The organism is Ottowia thiooxydans (assembly GCF_040548795.1).
In the GTDB taxonomy this organism is placed as follows: domain Bacteria; phylum Pseudomonadota; class Gammaproteobacteria; order Burkholderiales; family Burkholderiaceae_C; genus Ottowia; species Ottowia thiooxydans_A.
Genome location: NZ_JBEPSH010000001.1, coordinates 696044 through 717008, shown reverse-complemented (window position 1 = coordinate 717008; position 20965 = coordinate 696044). Strand labels below are relative to the sequence as shown.

Annotated in this window: 16 protein-coding genes; 12 read left to right on the top strand and 4 right to left on the bottom strand. The window is 57.5% G+C overall.

From position 1 onward, the window contains the following. The first annotated feature begins 38 nt into the window (after positions 1-38). From ABIE13_RS03285 to ABIE13_RS03245, 9 genes are all read left to right on the top strand, one after another. On the top strand, positions 39-2153 hold the full coding sequence (locus tag ABIE13_RS03285) for a 3-hydroxyacyl-CoA dehydrogenase NAD-binding domain-containing protein (protein WP_354441092.1): 2115 nt from the start codon (positions 39-41) through the stop codon (positions 2151-2153). 4 nt (positions 2154-2157) lie between these two features. Further along, complete coding sequence (locus ABIE13_RS03280; protein ID WP_354441091.1) at positions 2158-3651, top strand: M20 family peptidase; 1494 nt, start codon at positions 2158-2160, stop codon at positions 3649-3651. A 29-nt stretch (positions 3652-3680) separates the two neighbouring features. Beyond that, entirely contained in the window at positions 3681-4856 is a 1176-nt protein-coding gene (locus tag ABIE13_RS03275; protein ID WP_354441089.1) for an acetyl-CoA C-acyltransferase, read from the top strand. A 63-nt stretch (positions 4857-4919) separates the two neighbouring features. After that, positions 4920-6755 (top strand): acyl-CoA dehydrogenase, encoded by a 1836-nt coding sequence (locus ABIE13_RS03270; RefSeq protein ID WP_354441088.1) that lies wholly within the window; start codon positions 4920-4922, stop codon positions 6753-6755. 88 nt (positions 6756-6843) lie between these two features. Next, entirely contained in the window at positions 6844-7635 is a 792-nt protein-coding gene (locus ABIE13_RS03265; RefSeq protein ID WP_354441086.1) for an SDR family oxidoreductase, read from the top strand. A 50-nt stretch (positions 7636-7685) separates the two neighbouring features. Further along, the gene (locus tag ABIE13_RS03260) at positions 7686-8099 is read left to right on the top strand and encodes a PaaI family thioesterase (protein ID WP_354441084.1); all 414 of its coding nucleotides are present in this window, start codon (positions 7686-7688) and stop codon (positions 8097-8099) included. Between the two features lie 70 nt (positions 8100-8169). Then, complete coding sequence (locus ABIE13_RS03255) at positions 8170-9186, top strand: NADP-dependent oxidoreductase (RefSeq protein ID WP_354441082.1); 1017 nt, start codon at positions 8170-8172, stop codon at positions 9184-9186. A gap of 69 nt (positions 9187-9255) precedes the next feature. Further along, the gene (locus ABIE13_RS03250; RefSeq protein ID WP_354441080.1) at positions 9256-10914 is read left to right on the top strand and encodes an isovaleryl-CoA dehydrogenase; all 1659 of its coding nucleotides are present in this window, start codon (positions 9256-9258) and stop codon (positions 10912-10914) included. Between the two features lie 18 nt (positions 10915-10932). Next, entirely contained in the window at positions 10933-11835 is a 903-nt protein-coding gene (locus tag ABIE13_RS03245) for an SDR family oxidoreductase (RefSeq protein ID WP_354441078.1), read from the top strand. A 2-nt stretch (positions 11836-11837) separates the two neighbouring features. Here the strand turns inward: ABIE13_RS03245 and ABIE13_RS03240 are convergent, their stop codons facing one another. The 4 genes from ABIE13_RS03240 to ABIE13_RS03225 all read right to left on the bottom strand — a co-directional run bounded on the left by ABIE13_RS03240 (position 11838) and on the right by ABIE13_RS03225 (position 16233). Then, positions 11838-13058, bottom strand: coding sequence for a tetratricopeptide repeat protein (locus tag ABIE13_RS03240; protein WP_354441076.1), 1221 nt, complete (start codon positions 13056-13058; stop codon positions 11838-11840). A 51-nt stretch (positions 13059-13109) separates the two neighbouring features. Then, entirely contained in the window at positions 13110-14825 is a 1716-nt protein-coding gene (locus ABIE13_RS03235; protein WP_354441075.1) for a DUF4384 domain-containing protein, read from the bottom strand. 86 nt (positions 14826-14911) lie between these two features. After that, positions 14912-15325, bottom strand: coding sequence for a hypothetical protein (locus ABIE13_RS03230; protein WP_354441073.1), 414 nt, complete (start codon positions 15323-15325; stop codon positions 14912-14914). 152 nt (positions 15326-15477) lie between these two features. Beyond that, entirely contained in the window at positions 15478-16233 is a 756-nt protein-coding gene (locus ABIE13_RS03225) for a hypothetical protein (RefSeq protein ID WP_354441071.1), read from the bottom strand. Between the two features lie 492 nt (positions 16234-16725). Here ABIE13_RS03225 and ABIE13_RS03220 point away from each other — a divergent pair, with 492 nt between their 5' ends. From ABIE13_RS03220 to ABIE13_RS03210, 3 genes are all read left to right on the top strand, one after another. Then, positions 16726-17529, top strand: coding sequence for a response regulator (locus ABIE13_RS03220; protein WP_436278369.1), 804 nt, complete (start codon positions 16726-16728; stop codon positions 17527-17529). A gap of 39 nt (positions 17530-17568) precedes the next feature. Next, on the top strand, positions 17569-18876 hold the full coding sequence (locus tag ABIE13_RS03215; protein WP_354441069.1) for a sensor histidine kinase: 1308 nt from the start codon (positions 17569-17571) through the stop codon (positions 18874-18876). Between the two features lie 142 nt (positions 18877-19018). Further along, the gene (locus ABIE13_RS03210; protein ID WP_354441068.1) at positions 19019-20857 is read left to right on the top strand and encodes an ABC transporter ATP-binding protein; all 1839 of its coding nucleotides are present in this window, start codon (positions 19019-19021) and stop codon (positions 20855-20857) included. The last annotated feature ends 108 nt before the right edge of the window (positions 20858-20965 follow it).

The following is a 20965-nucleotide window of genomic DNA, read 5'->3' as shown; positions in this document are numbered from 1 at the left end:
ACAGAACGATCGTTCTTTTATCTTTTTTTAGGGCCCGCATGACCGCTGAATACAAGCTCCATGGCAACGTCGCCGTTATTTCTTTGAACAACCCCCCCGTCAATGGTCTCGGTTTTGAAACACGGGTAGGCATTGTCAACGGGCTTGAGAAGGCCAACGCGGATCCCGCTGTCAAAGCCATTGTGCTGACGGGCGCTGGCAAGGCTTTTTCTGGTGGCGCTGATATTAGGGAGTTCAATTCTCCCAAGGCCATGCAAGAGCCTATCTTGCTGAGTGTGATCCGTGCCTTGGAGAACTCGCTCAAGCCTGTAGTGGCTGCAGTTCACAGCGTCGCCATGGGCGGCGGTCTGGAGTTGGCACTTGGTGCGCACTATCGCATTGCAGCTCCAGGTGCAAAGATTGCGCTGCCAGAGGTCAAACTGGGTCTGATTCCCGGCGCCGGCGGTACGCAGCGCCTGCCTCGCGTACTGGGTGTGGAAACTGCGTTGAACATGATCGTCAAGGGTGATCCGGTCAATAGCGAAGTGTTGGCAGGCCTGCCTGGTCAAAAGTTGTTCGATCAACTCTCCACCACGGCAGAATCGCTATTGGATGAAGCCCTGGCCTTGGCCGAGAAGGTGGCGGCTGAACACGCCAATGGTTCACCGTTGCCGCTGGTTCGCAACTTGCCGTGCAAGCACCCCAATGGCGACGCGTACTTCCAATTTGCCCGAAATATGGTCAATGGAATGGCGAAGAATTTCCCCGCGCCCGCCAAGTGCGTGGATTCCGTGGAAGCCAGCACCAAGCGCAAGTTCGAAGACGGTATGGCGTTTGAACGCGAAACCTTTATGAACCTCATGTTGACGCCAGAGTGCAAAGCGCTGCGTCATATCTTCCAGGCTGAGCGTGCCGCATCCAAGATACCCGATGTAGGCTCTGACATCGCTCCACGCGAAATCAAGAGCGTAGGGATCATTGGTGCGGGCACCATGGGCGGCGGCATCGGAATGAACTTCCTGAATGCAGGCATTCCAGTGATCATGCTCGAGATGAAGCAAGAAGCGCTGGACCGTGGCCTTGCCATCATTCGCAAAAATTATGAGGCGCAGGTCAAGAAAGGCAAGCTGAAGCAGGACAAATACGACCAGCGCATGGCTCTGCTGACCACCACGCTGAACTACGACGATCTCAAGAATACAGATCTCGTCATTGAGGCTGTGTTTGAAGATTTGGGCGTGAAAGAAGCCGTATTCAAGAAGCTCGATGAAGTGATGAAGCCCGGGGCCGTGCTGGCGTCCAACACCTCCACCCTGGACGTAGACAAGATCGCTGCCTTCACCAAGCGGCCGCAAGACGTGGTGGGTATGCACTTCTTCAGCCCTGCCAACGTCATGAAGCTGCTCGAAGTGGTCCGCGGCGCAAAAACCGCCAAAGACGTGCTGGCCACAGTGATGGCCGTTGCCAAAAAGATCAAGAAAACTGCCGTGGTTTCGGGTGTGTGCGATGGTTTCATCGGCAACCGCATGATTGAGCAATACAGCCGTCAGGCCGGCTTCCTGTTGGAAGAAGGTGCGACGCCTCAGCAAGTGGACAAAGCCATTGAAAAGTTTGGGTTTGCCATGGGGCCCTTCCGCATGGGTGATATGGCGGGCAACGACATTGGTTGGGCTATCCGCAAGCGCCGCTACCAGGAAACCCCGGACATGAAATACAGCAAGACTGCGGATCTGCTGTGTGAAATGGGCCGCTACGGCCAAAAGACCGGGGCCGGCTGGTACGACTACGTGCCCGGCAAACGCGACGCCATTCCCTCCAGCGCCGTGAACGAAATGATCGAGAAGCACCGCAAAGACCTCGGGATCACCCCGCGCAAAATCGGTGACGAGGAAATCGTTCAACGCTTGGTTTATTCGCTGGTCAATGAGGGCGCGCATATCCTGGAAGACGGGATTGCAAGCAAAGCCAGTGACATCGACGTGGTCTATCTGACGGGCTATGGTTTCCCGATCTGGCGTGGCGGCCCGATGCAGTACGCAGACCAGACAGGGCTCTTCAACGTTGCAGAAAGTATGAAGCGTTTTGCGCGTAATCCGATGGATGACGCAAGCTTCTGGCAGCCGGCGCCTTTGCTTCAGAAACTGGTGAAAGAAGGTAAAACGTTCAACGGTTAATCCGGTGAAAAAAGCCCTTTTTTCTCTCGTGCTGCTGATCGCCATATTGATTTTGGCGATTGGCGCGAACACTTGGCGCCAGGGTTCGCGCCAGGTGAGCGTGCCACCGGCGCCAGAGCTTGCCATTGACACGGGAGCAGCAGCTACCCGGTTGGCTGGCGCCATTCGGTTCAAGACGGTATCGAGCCTGGAGGACGCCAATCTCAATGCAGACCAGTTCACCGGTTTGCACGCGCACCTGCAAACCAGCTACCCCCGGGCGCACGCAGCACTCAAGCGCGAAGTCGTGGGTGATCTCACACTGCTCTATACATGGCCGGGAACCGACCCCGCCGCGCCACCCATTTTGCTGTTGGCCCATCAGGACGTCGTGCCCATTGCGCCAGGTACGGAAACGCAATGGCAAGCCTCTCCGTTCGCTGGTGAGATCAAAGAGGGTTATGTATGGGGACGCGGCGCCTGGGACAACAAGGCTAACTTGATTGGCCAGATGGAAGCCGTGGAGATGCTGCTGGCCGAGGGCTTTCAGCCCCGCCAGACGATTTACATCGCCATGGGCGCGGACGAAGAGGTCGGCGGATTGCGGGGAGCCAAGAAGGTTGCCGAATTGTTGGCCTCGCGTGGCGTCAAGCTCGACTTTGTACTTGACGAAGGTCTTCTGATCACGGAGGGCATCCTCAAGGGACTCAGTAAACCCGCAGCTCTGATAGGCATTGCCGAAAAAGGCTACTTGTCAGTGGAAATGCACGCTCATGGAACGCCTGGGCATTCCTCCATGCCGCCGGCAGCGGGTACAGGTGCCATCGGCATACTGAGCTCCGCTTTGGCCAAGCTTGAAGACAAGCAGATGCCAGCGCACATACGCGGCGTGGCGCAAGAGATGTTTGACACCATAGCACCGGAAATGGATGGGTTTGGACGCGTGGCGCTTTCCAACCTATGGTTGTTCGGGCCGTTGGTGCAGCGTCAACTTGAAGGCGCGGCCAGCACGAATGCCATGCTGAGAACCACCACTGCGCCTACTATTTTCGAAGCGGGCAACAAAGACAACGTGATACCCGGTGAAGCCAAGGCCACGGTCAATTTCCGTTTGTTGCCGGGTGACACGCAGGAAAGTGTCCTGCAGCACGTGCGCGATGCCGTCGGAACTCAGCCTGAGGGCAGATTTGAGATGAAGACGCTGAAAGGTGCGTCTGAGCCTTCGCCTATTTCACCCACGGAGTCGGCGTCCTATCAATTGCTCAATCGCACACTGAGGTCGCTATTTCCGGATACCTTGGTAGCGCCGGGGCTGATGATTGCGGCCACTGACTCACGTCATTTCACTGAGATCAGCCAGCACATCTATCGTTTTTCCCCGGTCCGCGCCAAGCCGGAAGATCTGTCGCGTTTTCACGGAACCAATGAGCGCGTGAGCGTCGCGAATTTTGGTGAGTTAATCCGCTTTTACGTCCAGCTGCTCCGCAACTCATCCGCGCCAGCCCGCGCCAATTCTTAGTTTCAGGTATTTATCAGAAAGGTCATCATATGAGCCAAGCCGTCATAGTCTCCACTGCACGCACTCCACTTGCCAAAAGCTGGAAAGGCGGTTTCAACATGACCCATGGCGCAACGCTTGGAGGCCATGCAGTGCAGCACGCCATCGGACGCGCAGGTATAGAAGCCGGTGAAGTCGAAGATGTCATCATGGGCTGCGCTAACCCCGAGGGTGCCACGGGCTCCAATATCGCACGCCAGATTGCATTGATGGCCGGTTGCCCCATCTCTGTTTCTGGACTGACCGTCAACCGCTTCTGTTCCTCAGGCTTGCAAACCATTGCCCTGGCGGCGCAGCGCATTATTGCGGGCGAGGGTTCGGTGTATGTCGCTGGTGGGGTTGAAAGTATTTCTTGCGTCCAGCAGGAGATGAACCTTCACATGATCAAAGACCCCGCTCTGGAGCGCATCAAGCCCGAGATTTACTGGAACATGCTCCAGACTGCCGAACAAGTGGCCAAGCGCTACGGTATCGGGCGAGACGCTATGGACGAGTACGGCGCGGCCAGCCAGCAAAAAGCCAGCGCAGCGCTGGCGGCGGGCAAGTTCACTGATGAAATTGCTCCTATCACCGTGACGGCTGGCGTGGCTGACCCAGTCATGGGCTTGCGCACCAAAGAGGTTACCGTCTCCAAGGATGAAGGCATCCGAGAAGGAACCACGAAAGAAGGTATCAGTGGGATCCGCTCTGCCATCCCCGGCGGCCTGATTTCCGCAGGCAATGCCAGTCAGTTCTCGGACGGCGCCGGTGCCTGTGTGGTCATGGATGAAAGCCTGGCGAGCAAGAGGGGACTCAAGCCACTTGGTCGCTTCCTGGGGTTTGCCGTTGCTGGCTGCGAACCTGATGAAATGGGCATTGGCCCGGTGTTTGCCGTACCCAAAGTTTTGAGCAGGCTCGGCTTGAAAGTCACCGACATCGACCTGTGGGAACTTAACGAAGCTTTTGCAGTACAGGTGCTGTATTGCCGCGACAAGCTGGGCATCCCTGCCGACCTCTTGAACGTGAACGGCGGAGCCATTGCAGTCGGCCACCCTTACGGCGTGAGCGGTCAGCGATTGACAGGCCATGCACTGATTGAAGGCAAACGTCGTGGCGCCAAGCGGGTCTGCGTGACCATGTGTATTGGCGGTGGCATGGGCGCTGCGGGCGTCTTTGAAGTCCTCTGAGTTTTCCTCCCCTGCAGTTACCACCCCATGGGGTGGTAACGCCAATGCCGTTTCTGACACCCCATGAGCCTGCGAAACACCCTCGAATTTTTGCTGTATGACTGGCTCGATGCGCCGGCGCTGATTGAGCGTCCGCGGTTTGCCGAACATTCCCGCGAGACTTTCGATGCGGTCATGGACACATGTGAACGTATCGCTCGCGACAAGTACGCACCTTTCAACCGCCTGATCGATTCCGAGGAGCCACGCACTGAGCAACAGCCCGACGGCAATCTGCACGTGGTGCTTCCCCAGGCTACCTATGACGCTCGCATCGCCTACGCCGAAAGCGGCATGCTGGCTGCGGCACAGAACTACGAGCACGGCGGCATGCAGTTGCCTTATCTGGTGGAAGCCGCTGCCAATGCATTCTTCGGCAAGGCTTCGATTAGCATTGGTGCCAACCTGTTGACTGTAGGTAATGCCAATCTGCTGATGGCCTATGGCACGCCGTCGCAGAAAAACGTGTTCGCTGCCAACGAATTCAACGGGCGCTGGACTGGCACCATGTGCTTGAGTGAACCTCAGGCAGGCTCCAGCCTGAGCGACGTGGCCACGCGTGCCGAGCTTGAAGAGCAGGGCGATCCGCTGGGCCCTCGATATCGCCTGCGCGGCAACAAGATGTGGATTTCCGGCGGCGAGCATGAGCTTGCCGAGAACATCGTGCATCTGGTGTTGGCCAAGATTCCAGGACCAGACGGCAAGCTCATACCTGGCGTGAAAGGTATTTCACTGTTCGTAGTGCCCAAGAAACTGGTGGATACCCAGGGCCAACTGACAGGCGTTCGAAATGATGTCGCACTGGCCGGTCTCAACCACAAACTGGGGTGGAGAGGCACCACCAATACACTGCTCAATTTCGGCGAGGGCAAGTTTCCAGTTGATGGAAAAGCGGGTGCCGTTGGATATCTCGTAGGGCAGCCAGGTGAAGGCCTGAAGTGCATGTTCCACATGATGAACGAGGCGCGTATAGCCATAGGCATGGCGGCCACCATGCTGGGATTGGCCGGATACGAGGCATCACTGGAATATGCCCGTACACGCACACAAGGGCGGCCCGTCGGTGCAGGCGGCAAGGATGCCAGCCAGGCACCTGTTCGTCTGATTGAGCACGCCGACATCAAACGCATGCTCCTGACTCAGAAAGCTTATTGTGACGGCGCGCTCGCCTTGCTGCTGTACTGCGCGCGCCTGGTTGATGAACAGCACACGGGTGCATCAGGCGCCGCTGATGAAGCCAGGCTGCTTCTGGAAGTGCTGACGCCCATTGCCAAAAGCTGGCCAAGCGAGAACTGCCTGGAGGCCAATTCACTGGCCATCCAGATCCACGGTGGTTATGGCTATACCCGCGACTTTCCTGTTGAGCAGTATTGGCGTGACAACCGGCTCAACATGATTCATGAAGGCACCCATGGCATACAAGCGATGGACCTGCTGGGGCGCAAGGTGTTGATGGAGGGCGGGCGCGGCTTGAAGCTGCTGGCTGCCCGCATCAACGACACCATAGAGAAAGCGCTGCAGCAGCCTGAACTTGCGGTCTACGCCAATGCGCTCGCGCAGGCGCTGGCACGTGTGGGCGCAGCCACCAAAACCGCATGGGCTACGGGTCAGCCGGCAGAGGCTCTGGCCAATGCTGTCCCTTACATGCAGGCATTCGGTCATATGGTTCTGGCTTGGGTATGGCTAGACCTCGCACATACAGCTTCGAGCGGCGACGCATCGGCGAACGAGGCTTCACAAGCTTGTATTCCCGCCATGAGCTTTTTCTATCGTTATGAGTTGCCCAAGATCGATGCCTGGTTGCGTGTGGTGGAGTCACGTGATATGACCTGCGCGGAGATGCCAGAGCACCTTTTTTGAAGACAGCTGCACCCAATTTGCTTCTCAATCTGCGCGTCGCGTGTCTCAAACGCTTCGCGTTTCCCGATCAACTTCTACATCCACGATCATGACCCGTACTATTCAGCAACTTTTCGATCTCAAGGGTAAAACCGCCGTCGTGACCGGCGCTTCCCGCGGCTTGGGCCTGCAAATGGCGCATGCCCTGGGGGAGGCGGGGGCACGCATCATGCTGAGCTCCCGCAAGGAGAGTGACCTGGAGGAAGCCGCCGCAGAGCTGCAGAGCGCGGGTATTGATGCGCGCTGGGTCGCAGCCAACTGCGCAGACGAAGCGGACATCGGCCGCCTGGTGGATGAAACCCTGCAGCGGATGGGTGATATAGATATTCTCGTGAACAACGCGGGAGCTGCATGGGGCGCACCAGCTGAAGACCATCCGGTGGACGCCTGGGACAAGGTGATGAACTTGAACGTCCGCGGCTACTTTATCTTGAGCCAGCAGGTAGCCAAGCGCAGCATGATCGCGCGCAAGACGGGCCGAATCATCAACATTGCCAGCATTGCGGGCCTTGGTGGCAATCCCCCAGAAATGCGCACGATTGCTTACAACACAAGCAAGGGCGCTGTTGTGAACTTCACGCGCGCACTCGCATGTGAATGGGGGCGCTACGGCATCACCGTCAATGCGATCTGCCCAGGATTTTTCCCCAGCAAGATGACACGCGGCACCCTGGAGTCGATGGGGGAGCAAGAGCTTGCTTCCCATGCGCCTCTAGGCCGTCTTGGCGACGACGAAGACTTGAAAGGCCTGACGCTGCTGTATGCCAGCGATGCCGGCAAGCACATCACGGGGCAATGGTTGGCCGTGGATGGCGGTGTCAGCGTAGTCACCGGAGGGTGATCCAGGTAGCGCGTGGGGACCGGGTGTTTTTACTTGAATGAGGTTCGACCGTGAGTCTTGAATTTGGGAACAGCATCCCGTTCGTCAATCATCTAGGCTTCACGCTTGAAGCGTATGAAGCCGGTGAATCCAGGTTGCACTACCTGCCAAAACCTGAGCATTGCAATTCCTTTGGCGTCGCGCACGGGGGGGCGCTGATGGCTTTGATGGATGTGACCATGGTCATGGCGGCCCGCAGTAGCGGAACGCAAGATATGGGCGTCATCACCATCGAAATGAAGACGAGCTTCATGCGACCAGCAGGGGTCTCCAAGCAAGGCGAGCCACTGGTGGGAACAGGGAAGCTGTTGCATCGAACCCGCAACATGGCTTTCGTAGAGGCCACTATCCACGATGCCGATGGCCAGTTGTGCGCTACGGCCAATGGAACTTTCAAGTTCGTACCGCAGGCTCCTATAGCTTGACCGCCAGTGATCGCCTTTGTGCATCCCAGACACCTCACCCTGTTTTTAACTATTTTGCAATGGAATGACCATGCCTAAAAATCGCCAGATTCTTCTAGATAACCGTCCAGACGGCGAAGCAACGACCAGCAACTTCAAGCTGGTTGCCAGTGAAACACCGGCTCTTCAAGACGGGCAGGTCCTGGTACGCCATCATTACCTGAGCCTGGATCCCTACATGCGTGGGCGCATGAGCGACAGCAAGAGCTACTCTGCGCCCCAGCCGTTGGGCGAAGTGATGATTGGTGGTACGGTAGGGGAGGTTGTCGAATCGCGGCACCCCAAGTTCGCTGTGGGCGACAAAGTAGCCGGCATGGGCGGTTGGCAGGAATACAGCGCAGTTGACGCCTCACAGCCAGGCCTGTTGCGCAAGGTCGACACGACGCATGTGCCGCTCTCGTTCTACCTGGGTGCCGTTGGTATGCCCGGCGTCACCGCCTGGTATGGCTTGAACGAGATCATCGCACCCAAGAGCGGGGAAACTGTGGTGGTGAGCGCAGCCACGGGAGCGGTGGGTAGTTCATATGCGGCATTGGCCAAGGCCCGGGGTTGCAGGGTGGTCGGGATTGCAGGCGGCCCTGAGAAATGCAAGTACGCCGTCGAAGAACTGCATTTCGACGAATGTATTGATTACCGCACCCATCCAGATGTCAAGACTCTGTCCAAGGCTTTGAAGCAAGCCTGTCCGGATGGGATTGACGGCTACTTCGAAAACGTGGGTGGCTACATTCTGGACGCTGTATTACTGCGCACTAACGCGTTCGCACGGATTGCTGTTTGCGGAATGATTGCAGGCTACGACGGCCAGCCGTTACCGCTGCAGAACCCCTCACTCATCCTGATCAATCGTTTGAAGATTGAGGGTTTCATCGTCAGTGAGCACATGAATGTGTGGCCTCAAGCCCTGCAAGAACTGGGGACACTGGTGGCGCAGGGCAAGCTCAAACCCCGTGAAACTGTTGCTCAAGGCCTGGACGCTGCCCCCGAAGCTTTCCTTGGGCTGCTCAAAGGAAAGAACTTTGGCAAGCAACTGGTCAAACTGATCTGAGCGACAGAAGGCAGCCTACGCACTTTCTCCCACCCCGGCTACACCCCTCGGTCAACCCAGGAGTCTCTCATGCCCTTGACACACGAAGTCCTGAATCAGGCGGCCCCTCTTTCCGATTTCAATCTGTTCGAGGGCAATCAGCCTTTGCGAGACGCCCTGGCGTTCAATGCACCAGGGTTGAATGACAAACCGCTGGCCTCGCTTGGTGCGCTGGTAGGAAGCGCTGAAATGCAACGCCATGCGCGGCTAGCCAATGTGCATACGCCCGAACTGCATACCCATGACCGTTTTGGCTATCGTATAGATGAGGTCGAGTTCCATCCTGCTTACCATGCGCTGATGTCGGCGGCCACCTGCGCGGGCCTCCATGGAACGCCATGGGCGCAAGACAGTACGGCTGGGAACAGCCCCCACGTGCTTCGCGCAGCGGGTTTCATGCTGTTCACCGAGCTGGAGCCTTCCACGCTTTGCCCGATTTCCATGACCTATGCGGTCACCCCGGCACTGAAGGACAACCCTGCGATCTACCGCGACTGGGCTCCCCAGCTGACCAGCCGGGCGTACGATCCCGCGCTCAAGCCTTGGCGTGACAAGTCCGGGGTCACCATGGGCATGGGGATGACAGAAAAGCAAGGTGGCTCGGACGTTCGAGCCAACTCCACACGGGCAGTCCACGACGGGCGAGATGAGTGGGGCGAACGTTACCGCTTGACGGGCCACAAGTGGTTCATGTCTGCTCCCATGTGTGATGCTTTCCTGGTGCTTGCCTACGTGGAAGGCATGGGGGAGGGTGGTCTGTCCTGCTTCTTTCTGCCTCGCGTACTGCCTGACGGATCACGCAATACCTTACGTATACAGCGCCTCAAAGACAAGCTGGGCAACAAGGCCAATGCCAGCTCCGAAGTCGAGTTCGACCAGACACTGGCCTGGATGGTGGGAGAGCCTGGGCGGGGCGTGCCCCAGATACTTGCCATGGGAACCATGACCCGGCTGGATTGTGCGCTGGGCACGAGCGGCCTCATGCGTCAGTCGCTTTCCATCGCCTTGCACCATACCCGCCAGCGCAAGGCTTTTGGAAAGCACTTGAACGAGCAGCCATTGATGCAGAACGTTTTAGCCGATCTTGCGCTTGAAAGTGAAGCGGCCACTGCGCTGTCCATCCGGCTTGCACGTGCCTTCGACCATCAGAACCAGCATTCCGAGCAACTCCTGGCACGCGTGCTCACGCCCATTGCCAAGTTCTGGATATGCAAGCGCGGCAGCCTATTTGCCCAAGAGGCCATGGAGTGCCTGGGCGGCAATGGCTACGTAGAAGAAGGCGGCGAAGGCATTCCGGCGCGCATCTACCGTGAGATGCCGCTCAACAGTATCTGGGAAGGCGCCGGCAACATCATGGCGCTTGATTTGCTGAGGGCCTTGCGTAAAGGGGATGTGGCTGCAGCGCTCGACGAAGAACTGGCGCCAGCCCGTGGCGCCCACGCTGCGCTTGATGCCATGATCAATGCCATGCCGGCCTTGATCAGCAGCCACGCTACGGAATCCACTGCTCGCCAACTCGCCCGTGATGTAGCCCTGACAGTACAAGGCGCGCTCCTGGCTCAGACTGCGCCTCCTGAGGTATTCGGCGCCTTTTGTGACTCGCGCCTGGCGACACGCCATGACGTGTTCGGTACGCTTGGCCCCAATGCCAATTGTGGCGCCATCATCCGCCGTGCCATGCCGGCTTGACTGTCAAAGAGAGTCATCATGATAAAAAACTTCAAGGGTAAGACGGCTGTACTGACGGGCGCTGGTTCAGGCTTCGGCCTCGAATGCGCGAGGCTCGCTGGTGAGCTTGGCATGAACGTTGTCCTTCTGGATATTCAATCGGATGCACTCGAAGCTGCTCAGACCGAGTTGAATTCAAAAGGGGTCCGAACCTTGGCACGCCGTGTAGATGTCAGTAAGGCACCTGATATGGAGTCGCTGGCACGAGATGTCCGGGAAGAGTTCGGTGCCCCGCATTTCGTGTTCAATAACGCAGGGGTTGGTGCAGGTGGTTTGATTTGGGAGAGCTCTGCCCAGGATTGGGAGTGGGTGTTAGGCGTCAATCTGTGGGGGGTGATTCATGGCGTGCGCTGCTTCACTCCGATGATGCTGGAGGCAGCCAAAGCAGACCCGGCATACGAAGGCCACATCGTCAATACCGCCAGCATGGCCGGGTTGCTGACGCCGCCCAATATGGGTGTCTACAACGTGAGCAAGCATGCCGTTGTAGCCTTGACCGAGACGCTCTATCAGGATCTGAAGCTGGTCTCAAACCAAGTCTCGGCGAGCGTGTTGTGTCCATACTTTGTTCCCACAGGCATCAGTAAGAGCGAGCGCAATCGATCTTCCGATTTGCCTGTTGCTGAGTTGACCGCCAGTCAACGCATCAGCCAGGCTCAGACCGACAGGGCGGTGGGAAGTGGCAAAGTGTCTGCGGCCGAGGTGGCGCAAAAAGTGTTCGATGGCATTGCCAACGATCAGTTCTACATCTTCAGCCACCCGAAGGCATTGGGCAATGTAGCCTCACGCATGGAAGCGATCATGAACATCCAAAACCCTCCAGATCCGTTTGCCGAGCGCCCTGAGATTGGCGAGGGATTGCGCGCGGCACTTAGAGCCTGACTTCAACGCCCCATTTGCGTCACTTGCCTGCGCCAGAACTGAGGCAGCAAATCGTACAACGGGGTGGGTTCCCGATAAAGCAAGTCTATGCTGCCGGGGATCCCTAGCGTAGGAATGGTGGTGGTGGGGTCCGCATAGGCCAACTGCTGCATCCAGCCTATATCGATGCCTCCATTGGGAGAAGGCCGAGAGAAAATCAGCCCGAGCATTTTCTTGGCTTCCAGGCTGCCCTTGGCTTCGGCCTGACGATATAGTCTGACGGCTTCCACGTAGTTCACAGGCACGCCTATCCCTCGATGAAACTTGTGCGCAGCTGCCAGCAACTCATCAGCACTTGATGCGTTGGACACTGTCACCTGGCTCAGCCGGCGGGAGTCCATGCGGGATTCAATCTGCCGGATATTGGCCAGCGCTGCTTCTGAGCCATTCCCGGCGCGGCGGAAAAATTCCAGTGCCTCAGGCAGCCGATTGTTGGTGACTGCATTCAGCCCAAGCTCAATCAGCGCGTGTATGTCTCCCTCGCTGGCCGCTTTCTGCAACAGCGCGGGTTGCGGCATGCGCAGAATCTCGGTTTGCGCCAAGCCCGGTTGGCTGACCTGCAGTGGCGTTTCCCTTGCCAGAAGCACCCACTCAAGAAAGTCTGCGCGTGCGCGGTGCACACCACGTAGCTGCGCAATCACCCGGCGGGCGCGATTCGGATCCGACGGACCCTGGCAGCCGTCAATGGCGCACCAGGCCTGGCCTGCATAGGCCCAGGGTTCCCTCCCCAACCGAGCAGCGCGCTCGAACCACACTTGTGCCAATGCGGTATCTCTACGAACACCTGCCCCATGGAGATAGATCAAACCCAGCAACCAGGCAGCTTGAGCAGAGGCCGCCGAAGTACCGTAGGCCCTCGTGGACTCAGCTGTCCGCTGCAGGCGCTGCAACTCGCGCTGAACATCAGCACCGATCAGTGGGCGCACGGCCAGAGGGTTGATGACCAGAGACTGGCCGGCGATGGGTGGCGCCCCGTCGGTCCGAGGCTCTATCTTGGGCGTAACGATTCGGGGTGCCGTGATATGGGGTGTGATTGAAGGGGCTGCTTCAATGGAGCCTGGAGTCGCCATTGGGAGAGGCGTCTGCGTTTCATCTATGGCGCGCCCGGCAGCCCAAGCACCTCCAGCTGGCACAACCGCGCTCCCCATCACCAGCGTTACAAGTGCAAATAGAGTAAGTTGCATGATCGTAGCCTTGGGTATGCGTCGGGTGTGAGCCATGCACTTCAACGTGCTTTACTTGGCTGCAGGGGCGGGGGGCGCAGGAGGCGAAGGCGGAGCAGGTTTTCTCGCGACCACGTTCCACTGCAGCACTTGGGCGACGAACTCGTCAGTGCCAAGAATGCTTGAAAAGCGTTGCTGAACTCCTTGCAGCCCTTGTATGCCCCTCATGTTGGACAACGCCGGAGCCTGCATTTCAGGTGGCAGCCGAGATGCTGCATCTTGAGCGGTTGCGACACACATGACAGCTTCTACACCCGGCTTGCCGGCATCCAGAATGAAGCCCGGATTCGGAGCCATCCAGTCGGGAATACGAACGGCCTGGTCAGCCGAAATCATGGCATTGGTCGTGATGGCATTCGGTAGCAAGCGCATCACGTTGCCCGCGGCGTCCGAGAAGTAGCAATACAAGTACGAAGAGCGAGAAAGCGTGGCAGAAAGAAACACCTGCTCGCCTTCGGTAAACGCTGGCCGTTCACCCGCAGGTTGAGGGTTCTCGATTTGCATGTCGATCATCCACGGTCTGACCGAAGAGATTCCATCCGAACGTGCTGCGCTTGCAACAGTCATGTCGGCAGGGCCGGAGGCAGACCATCCCATACGGACCATACTTCCGTCCTCGCTCAGTTTCACGAAGTTGCGCAGAGCTCGTTCATAGGTCGGAAAATCCAGCACGCCTGTGACGACAATGCCGCTATCGGACTGAAATCTGGCCAGGGCGCCCCGCATGCGAATGTCATTGACAGCAAGGCCGCTGTCGCTGCTGGACAGGTAGCCCTGGTTGAGCAATGAGTTCTCAATCAGACGCAACTGGCCGCTAGGTCCGCTTTGGTCGAACCAGTCGCGCATTTGTCTCTGGAAGTTGGGGTTGGTCTGCTCCAGCATCAGACACTGCCAATAGGGCACCCGAGCCCATTTGCCCACCAACTCAACTGCCGCCAGGTCAACCAGGGTGCGCAGCGCGCCGCCGGTGCCTTGGGTGTAGTCCCGCCCCAGCGTGAACTTCACACCATAGAGGCCGATGGTAGCGGCAGCGTCCAGACCTTGACTGCCTCCTCCAAAAACCACTTCATTGGCCGAGTCCAGACCTGGCAGCAAGGTGCGGGTGCGAAAATCGCCCAGGTGCATTTCCAGGCCGAGCAAGGTCGCGCTGCGATTGCGGTTGTAGCCGGCGTTGAATCTTTCGCCGGCGGCGCCAAAGCTTTCGCTGTTCGTGAAAACGTTCTGGTCTACAAACGATACGCCACCCGATATGTAGAGCGCTGGGCGCTGCAACTGCATCTGGTTGTTGTTGAGCAAAATCGTTGTCAGATTCTGTACGGTGTCCTGGGTGACCAGGTTGACCTCGTAGTCGACATAGCGAAACGCGTTGGAGACGCGTGACATTCTCGACAACGCGGTGATCATCATGTCCTTGGTCGATGCCGGCACTTTTCCGGAATAGTCGGGAAATTGCTTCGCTGTGATCAGGGTCGTGGGAATCTCCGCCGCACGAAGCATATAGTCCATGCACACCAGAGACTCGTTGAAGCTGGAGATCGATCGGATAGGGCGTACCACGGGTCGGTCGGCTGTGGGCGCATAGGACTGGTATTCGGCGTCCTTTCGCGGATCCAGATGAGAGCAACCGGCCAGAAGCGCAGCTGCAGATATCGCCGCCCATAACAAGCACTTTCCCGAGCTTGCCGAAGGACTGAAGCAGGAAGTCCGTGAGCCAATGTCTGAATCCATGATCGTTCTCCTCGCTGCTGCCCTGATGCGGCAGCTGGACTAGCGCCTTGAGCCGCCAGGGTGCGGCTCGGCGCAGGTGGTTGTTCTTAGTTGCAGACGTTCACAAGGTCGCCCCTCAACACCACCACTTGCTGGGTCGCCAACAAGGCGGCAGCTCCCGATGCAGGTGCGACATTGCTGCCGACGCTCTGCGTACAGGTGGTATTCATGCCGTTGGTATGGACCGCGTTGACGACGTCCTTGTCCGTCAGTACGCCTGGCGTTGCCGAATACGCCATAGCGGTGTAGCGCGCAATCTTGGCTTGGTCAGCTCCCGACATGCCCATTTGCATGTTGATCGCGGTAGATTTATTGACGATGGGGTTGGGAGCCATCTGGTAAGTCACCTTGGACTGGATCTGTACGGGGTCTTCGCCGGGAGCGTTTTGCGCCAACGCGGTCAGGGAGAAAAGCGACAGAGCACCAATGGTCGAGACTTGGGCAATGGTTGTATTCAACATGGCATCACCTCATTTCTTTTCACAAAAAGAGTTGGGTTGCGATGCACAACCCAACTTCGGATTTCGCACCTGGTGGACCTCGGGCCTGCAGATTCGGCGAAGTCACATGAAGCAACTCGCGCCGGCTGGCCTTCAGGTACTCAGGTTACGAATCAACGACGCGCAACCGAGAAAGGTCCGCATGCTGCGCCCACACAGATGGGAGGAGGTGGCAAGCAGTAGTCGTTCGATGCGAGGTTTTGATAGGCTGCACTGCCACTGCCGTGGGCCACATTGGACAGCAGTGAATTGCTGGCGATCCATGTGGTCTGGTTGGATGTACCGCTGATCGTGACCTTGCCGTAGTTGGACGACAGGTTCTGGATGGCCACTGCATCGGCACCGTCAGCCAGGTTGCGAACGGTTGAGCCGCCACCGACACCAAGCGTCTGGTTGCTCGTTCCGGTGATGGTGACATCACCGAAGTTCGTTGCACCATTTTGGTAGGCCGTGGCAGTACCCGCACTGCAATCGTCACAGCCCTCGCCTCTGGCTTCGTTTGTCATCGTGCTGTTGGCGACGTTGGAATTCTGGGTTGAGGTGCCAGAGATCTTGACGTTGCCTACGTTAGAAGCCAGGCTTTGCACTGCAACGTCCCCGCCGTTGTATCCGACGTTATGCACGCCAGAACTGACGATGCCGGAGCTTTGGGTGGACGTACCGCTGATGACGATGTTGCCTTGATTAGATGCCTGGTTTTGAGCCGCGTAGGTTCCAGCATTGCTGGTGTTCGTGACGGACGAGCCATTGCTGACGCTGGCCACCTGAGTGGACGTACCAGTTATGGAAATCGCTCCCGGCTGAACAGGACTAGCGGCAAATGTCGCGGTTGCAATAACGGTCAACGCGAAAAGGGCAAGCTTTTTCATGATAGAGATCCTCCAACGATTTGCTGACAGGGATTCGGCTCGCCTGGAATCAGGATTGCCGACGTTTGACGCTTTCATCTTCGGGATTCGCCGTCTTTCCGGTTTTTCCTGATGACGATGTCGTCGGAGGTCAGTGTCAGGCGCATGCTTGCACCTACCAATCGCCAGCTTTGGTTAGGTAGGACATGCTGTGTCTTAAGTTGTATTTTTTTCTTCTCTAGCGCTTCAAACTGTTCATTGATGGGTAGTTCTTGCTTCTAAAAGCATAGCTGCAGTCCGCTCAAAACTTATTAGTATCGTGTTGTATATTGCGTAACTAAGTGATTTTTAATCCAATTATTTCACGACAAGGGCTTTTGGCTGGATTACGCTGTACCCGTAACGTCTTAAGCCGCTTTTGTGTTGAGGGGTGATCACTATTAGCGGCGGTTGGAGAGCTGACGCCCGTACTCTGTTCGTTACTGATCACCCCTTGGATGAGGAGAGAAAAAAATGAACTCACTAAACCAGACCATGGGGGCGAACGGACTAACCATACCCACGAGCAATGCCGGTACTCTTGTGGCTTCCGAACTTGGTGCGTCCATGTGGCCACATTTCATGACGGGTCAAGTCAATCAACCTGTCAGAGTCGTTCTGGTTGATGACGATCCTCATATGAGGCGAGTAATTTCACAAGAGCTTCTGGCTGATATGCGCATCCACTTGGTGGGGCAGGCCGAAAGCCTCAGGGACGGCAAGCGCATGATCGCCACCAACGAGGTGGATGTCATGCTGGTCGACCTCAATCTCGGTGACGGGACAGGTTTTCAGCTGATCGAATACATGAAAACCATGCGCCCGGCCGCTGAGGCTGTTGTAGTGTCTGCGATGGAAGACGAGGATAAAGCGATCCAGGCATTCGAGCTCGGCGCGACGGGCTACCTGATCAAGAACTCCTGGTTTGGGAGCTTTGCGCAGGCGGTATTGCAGGTAGTCAATGGAGGTGCGTCTATCACGCCTAACCTGGCTCGCCGACTTCTCCACAGGCTTGATTCATCAAGCGCATCGCGTCGTGGGCATGCCCAGCCCGGATGGACGCCTGGGGGAGCCAGCGGGGGCGACCGCATGTCTGAACGCGAGCGAGAAGTCCTGAGGATGGTCGCGCTAGGTTATACGAGTGCCGAAATCGGCAAGCGTTTAATCATTAGTGATCAAACGGTGAATTCGCACATCAGAAATATCTACCGAAAGTTGCATGTGCACACCCGCGCTCAGGCGGTGAGCCAAGCTTCTATGCACGGCTTGTTGTACTGATATTTCAGAGCCAGCCAATGTCAGAGCAGGAGATCGTCCATGATGATAGCCTCGCTCACGATGATGTTCGCATCACTTTGCCTTGCGTTCTATGCGGCTCATGGCTTTGGACGTAGTGGCAACGTCTTGGATGTGCTCTATGCCGCTGCGATGCTTCCCTGGACGCTCGTGGTGGCAGTCATGTTGCTGACTGACCGCGGCTGGCTTGGGCACGACGGCCCATCCGTGGTGAGAATTTTCTATCAGATTGCGATCCTCAGCATGGCCGTATTCCTGCTGCACGGCATGGGTGCTTTGCATGTGCCTGAAACGGCCCTGGTAGGAGCGCAGGCATTGTTGGGTATCTTTCTGGCCGCGTTGCCCATGGCCGACCTGATGTGGCCGCCCCATGTTCTGGAGTGGGGGTGGGCCTACATGAACGGGGCCTTTGCGGCCGTATTGGTGGCGCGAGTCATCCAGTTGGCGTGCCGGACAGCGGAACCCGAGGGCTGGATTGTTCTGATCGTCATGCTTTTTGCCCTTGGGGTAGCGGCGGTAGATGTTCAGTCCCATGTGTTGAGTGACACGCTGGGCTCCATTTCCCATGGCTTCCTGGCTGCTGCACTGCTGGTGCTGTGGCTGGTTCTCAGCCGGCGCATAGAGACCGCAGCATGGAAGTACGCTCGCCACGCCGATGACTCCAACCGCGGTCAGTTAGCCCAGGATCTGCACGACGGTGTGGGCGCGCATCTGACCAGCATCATTGCAGCACTGGCTACCGGCACCGCCCAACAAAGAGCGACGGCACTGTCGCTTCAGCATTGCTTGCTGGAGCTGAAGGTGCTGGTTGACGGACAGACGCAAGACGGTAGCGTGCTGGAACATTTGGCTAGCCTTCGATACAGGCTGCAGCCTCTGCTGCAAAGCGCGGGCCTGCAAATGAACTGGCACATCTCCGATGAAGAGGTGTTGGAGCGTCTTCGTGGGGACGCTGCCTTGCAGGTTTTGCGGGTAGCGCAGGAAGCGCTAGCCAATGTAGTGCGTCATTCTGGAGCCGATGAAGTTTCTGTCGCGTGTGGCTACATGAAAACCACGCGCTGCCTGGTTCTGGAGGTCGTCGACAATGGAATCGGTTTACCGTCAAAGGTCCTTTCCGTTGCAGATCAATCGCGCCCCCCTGGCGGCAATCGGGGCGGCAAGGGCCTGTCGGGTATGGCGCGCCGTGCCAACAAGCTGGGCGGGGAAATCGTCATTGAGCCTGCTCAAGGCAGGGGAACGCGCGTGAAATTGCAGCTGCCGCTTTGGCGCCACCTGGCCACTTCATCGCATCAGGTCAGAAAGGCAGGATGGGCGAGTCAGCTTCGCTGAACGAGCGCCATGGATTTCAAGCATCTATGGATACCCGGTGCGTAAACATGTGAAATTTTCCATTTGCAGCATTGGATATTGGCCCCTCTGAGCAAATGTGGCGGGGGCGTACTAACATGTCTGCCCTTGGAGAATTTTGCCTGTGTTTTTTTCTTTCTTTGAAAATCGAGTTCCCCCTTATCCCGGTTCGGACCCCAGTCCTCCGCCGCGAGGGTTTTTTGCGTTTCTGTGGGCGTGCACGAGAGGCATGCGTGGCTGGATCGTATTGCTTACGAGCACGTCCGCATTGCTTGCGGCCTATGAGGCCGTGCTCTTTGCCATCATGGGCAGGGTTGTGGATTGGCTCGCTTCCGTTCCGCCGGCCGGCTTCTGGGAAGCGCAGCGGGGTAATGCCATTGGAATTGCAGCCATCCTTTTATCCAGCGTCTTTCTGTTGGCGCTCCATACGCAGGTCATGCATCAGGTGCTGGCCATCAACTTTCCCATGCGTTTGCGCTGGGTCTTCCACAGGTTGATGCTAGGGCAGAGCATGTCGTTCTATGCAGACGAGTTCGCAGGACGAATCACCACCAAGATCATGCAGACCGCGCTCTCAGTGCGTGAAGTCATCTTCCTGGTGGTCGATGTCCTGGTGGGCGTGAGCGTCTACATGATTGGCATCTTGATACTGGCAGCCAGCTTTGAATGGCGTCTGGTGCTGCCATTCGCTATTTGGCTGATCCTCTACATTGCCGCGTGCTTCTATTTTGTTCCCCGGCTGGGGAAAATAGGCAAGGAGCAGGCCGATGCCCGCTCGATGATGACCGGCCGCATTACGGATGCGTACACCAACATCGCCACGGTGAAGCTGTTCGCCCACACGCGTCGCGAGGCGGAGTACGCGCGCAGCGCCATGGACGCCTTCAAGAATACAGGGTATGCCCAGATGCGCCTGGTGAGCCTTTTTGAGATCACCAATCACCTGATGATCACGCTACTGCTGCTTAGCAGCACAGGCACCGCGCTATGGCTGTGGTCGACTGGGCAAGCCACGGCAGGCGTGGTGGCTGCTGTCATCGCCATGGCCCTGCGCCTTATGGGGTACTCCCATTGGGTCATGTGGCAGATGACAGGATTGTTTGAAAACGTCGGAACAATCCAGGACGGTATTGCCACGCTCTCCAAACCGCGCGGTATTGTGGACGCGCCCGACGCCAAGCCGTTGCAGGTGACCAAAGGCGAGATCGCATTCGAGAACGTTACTTTTGCGTACAAGGAGGGTGGTCGGCCGGTCATGGATCGCTTGTCCCTCACCGTTCGTCCCGGCGAACGCATTGGGCTGATTGGGCGTTCCGGTGCCGGAAAATCCACCCTGGTGAATCTTCTGCTGCGTTTTCACGAACTTCAAGGCGGACGCATCACCATTGATGGCCAGGATATCCGCATGGTCACGCAGGACAGTTTGCGTGGTGCCATCGGCATGGTGACGCAAGACACTTCATTGCTGCATCGCTCCATGCGCGACAACATTCTCTACGGGAACCCGGGGGCGAGTGAAGAAAAAATGCTCGCAGCCGCTGAACGCTCGGAATCTTCGGAGTTCATAGCCCAACTGACTGACCTTAAAGGGCGAAGTGGCTATGACGCCCAAGTGGGTGAGCGCGGCGTGAAACTCTCAGGCGGGCAACGTCAGCGCGTGGCCATCGCGCGTGTGATGCTCAAGGACGCCCCCATCTTGCTTCTGGACGAAGCTACCAGTGCGCTAGACAGCGAAGTGGAAGCCGCCATCCAGCAGAGTCTGGACACGCTGATGCAAGGTAAAACCGTGATCGCCATCGCGCACCGGCTTTCCACCATTGCGGCTTTGGATCGTCTGGTTGTGCTCGATGCCGGCGGCATCATGGAGGAGGGTTCACACGCCGAATTGCTCGCCAAAGGCGGCATCTACGCGCGTCTATGGTCACGTCAGAGCGGCGGCTTCCTCGGAGAAGTCCAAACTTGAGGGTGAAACGCTAAAAAAGAATGTGCGGTGTGACATTCTCATGGTCTATGGGGGAAATAGATCATGAGGATGCACGCAGGGGCATTTGGGGGGCTGCCGTACTTCATA

Coding starts and splice junctions, on each gene's coding strand:
- ABIE13_RS03220 (WP_436278369.1), top strand. CDS start 16,726: ATGAACTCACTAAACCAGACCATGGGGGCGAACGGACTAACCATACCC.
- ABIE13_RS03265 (WP_354441086.1), top strand. CDS start 6,844: ATGACCCGTACTATTCAGCAACTTTTCGATCTCAAGGGTAAAACCGCC.
- ABIE13_RS03285 (WP_354441092.1), top strand. CDS start 39: ATGACCGCTGAATACAAGCTCCATGGCAACGTCGCCGTTATTTCTTTG.
- ABIE13_RS03240 (WP_354441076.1), bottom strand. CDS start 13,058: ATGCAACTTACTCTATTTGCACTTGTAACGCTGGTGATGGGGAGCGCG.
- ABIE13_RS03255 (WP_354441082.1), top strand. CDS start 8,170: ATGCCTAAAAATCGCCAGATTCTTCTAGATAACCGTCCAGACGGCGAA.
- ABIE13_RS03215 (WP_354441069.1), top strand. CDS start 17,569: ATGATGATAGCCTCGCTCACGATGATGTTCGCATCACTTTGCCTTGCG.
- ABIE13_RS03270 (WP_354441088.1), top strand. CDS start 4,920: ATGAGCCTGCGAAACACCCTCGAATTTTTGCTGTATGACTGGCTCGAT.
- ABIE13_RS03250 (WP_354441080.1), top strand. CDS start 9,256: ATGCCCTTGACACACGAAGTCCTGAATCAGGCGGCCCCTCTTTCCGAT.
- ABIE13_RS03245 (WP_354441078.1), top strand. CDS start 10,933: ATGATAAAAAACTTCAAGGGTAAGACGGCTGTACTGACGGGCGCTGGT.
- ABIE13_RS03235 (WP_354441075.1), bottom strand. CDS start 14,825: ATGGATTCAGACATTGGCTCACGGACTTCCTGCTTCAGTCCTTCGGCA.
- ABIE13_RS03225 (WP_354441071.1), bottom strand. CDS start 16,233: ATGAAAAAGCTTGCCCTTTTCGCGTTGACCGTTATTGCAACCGCGACA.
- ABIE13_RS03275 (WP_354441089.1), top strand. CDS start 3,681: ATGAGCCAAGCCGTCATAGTCTCCACTGCACGCACTCCACTTGCCAAA.
- ABIE13_RS03230 (WP_354441073.1), bottom strand. CDS start 15,325: ATGTTGAATACAACCATTGCCCAAGTCTCGACCATTGGTGCTCTGTCG.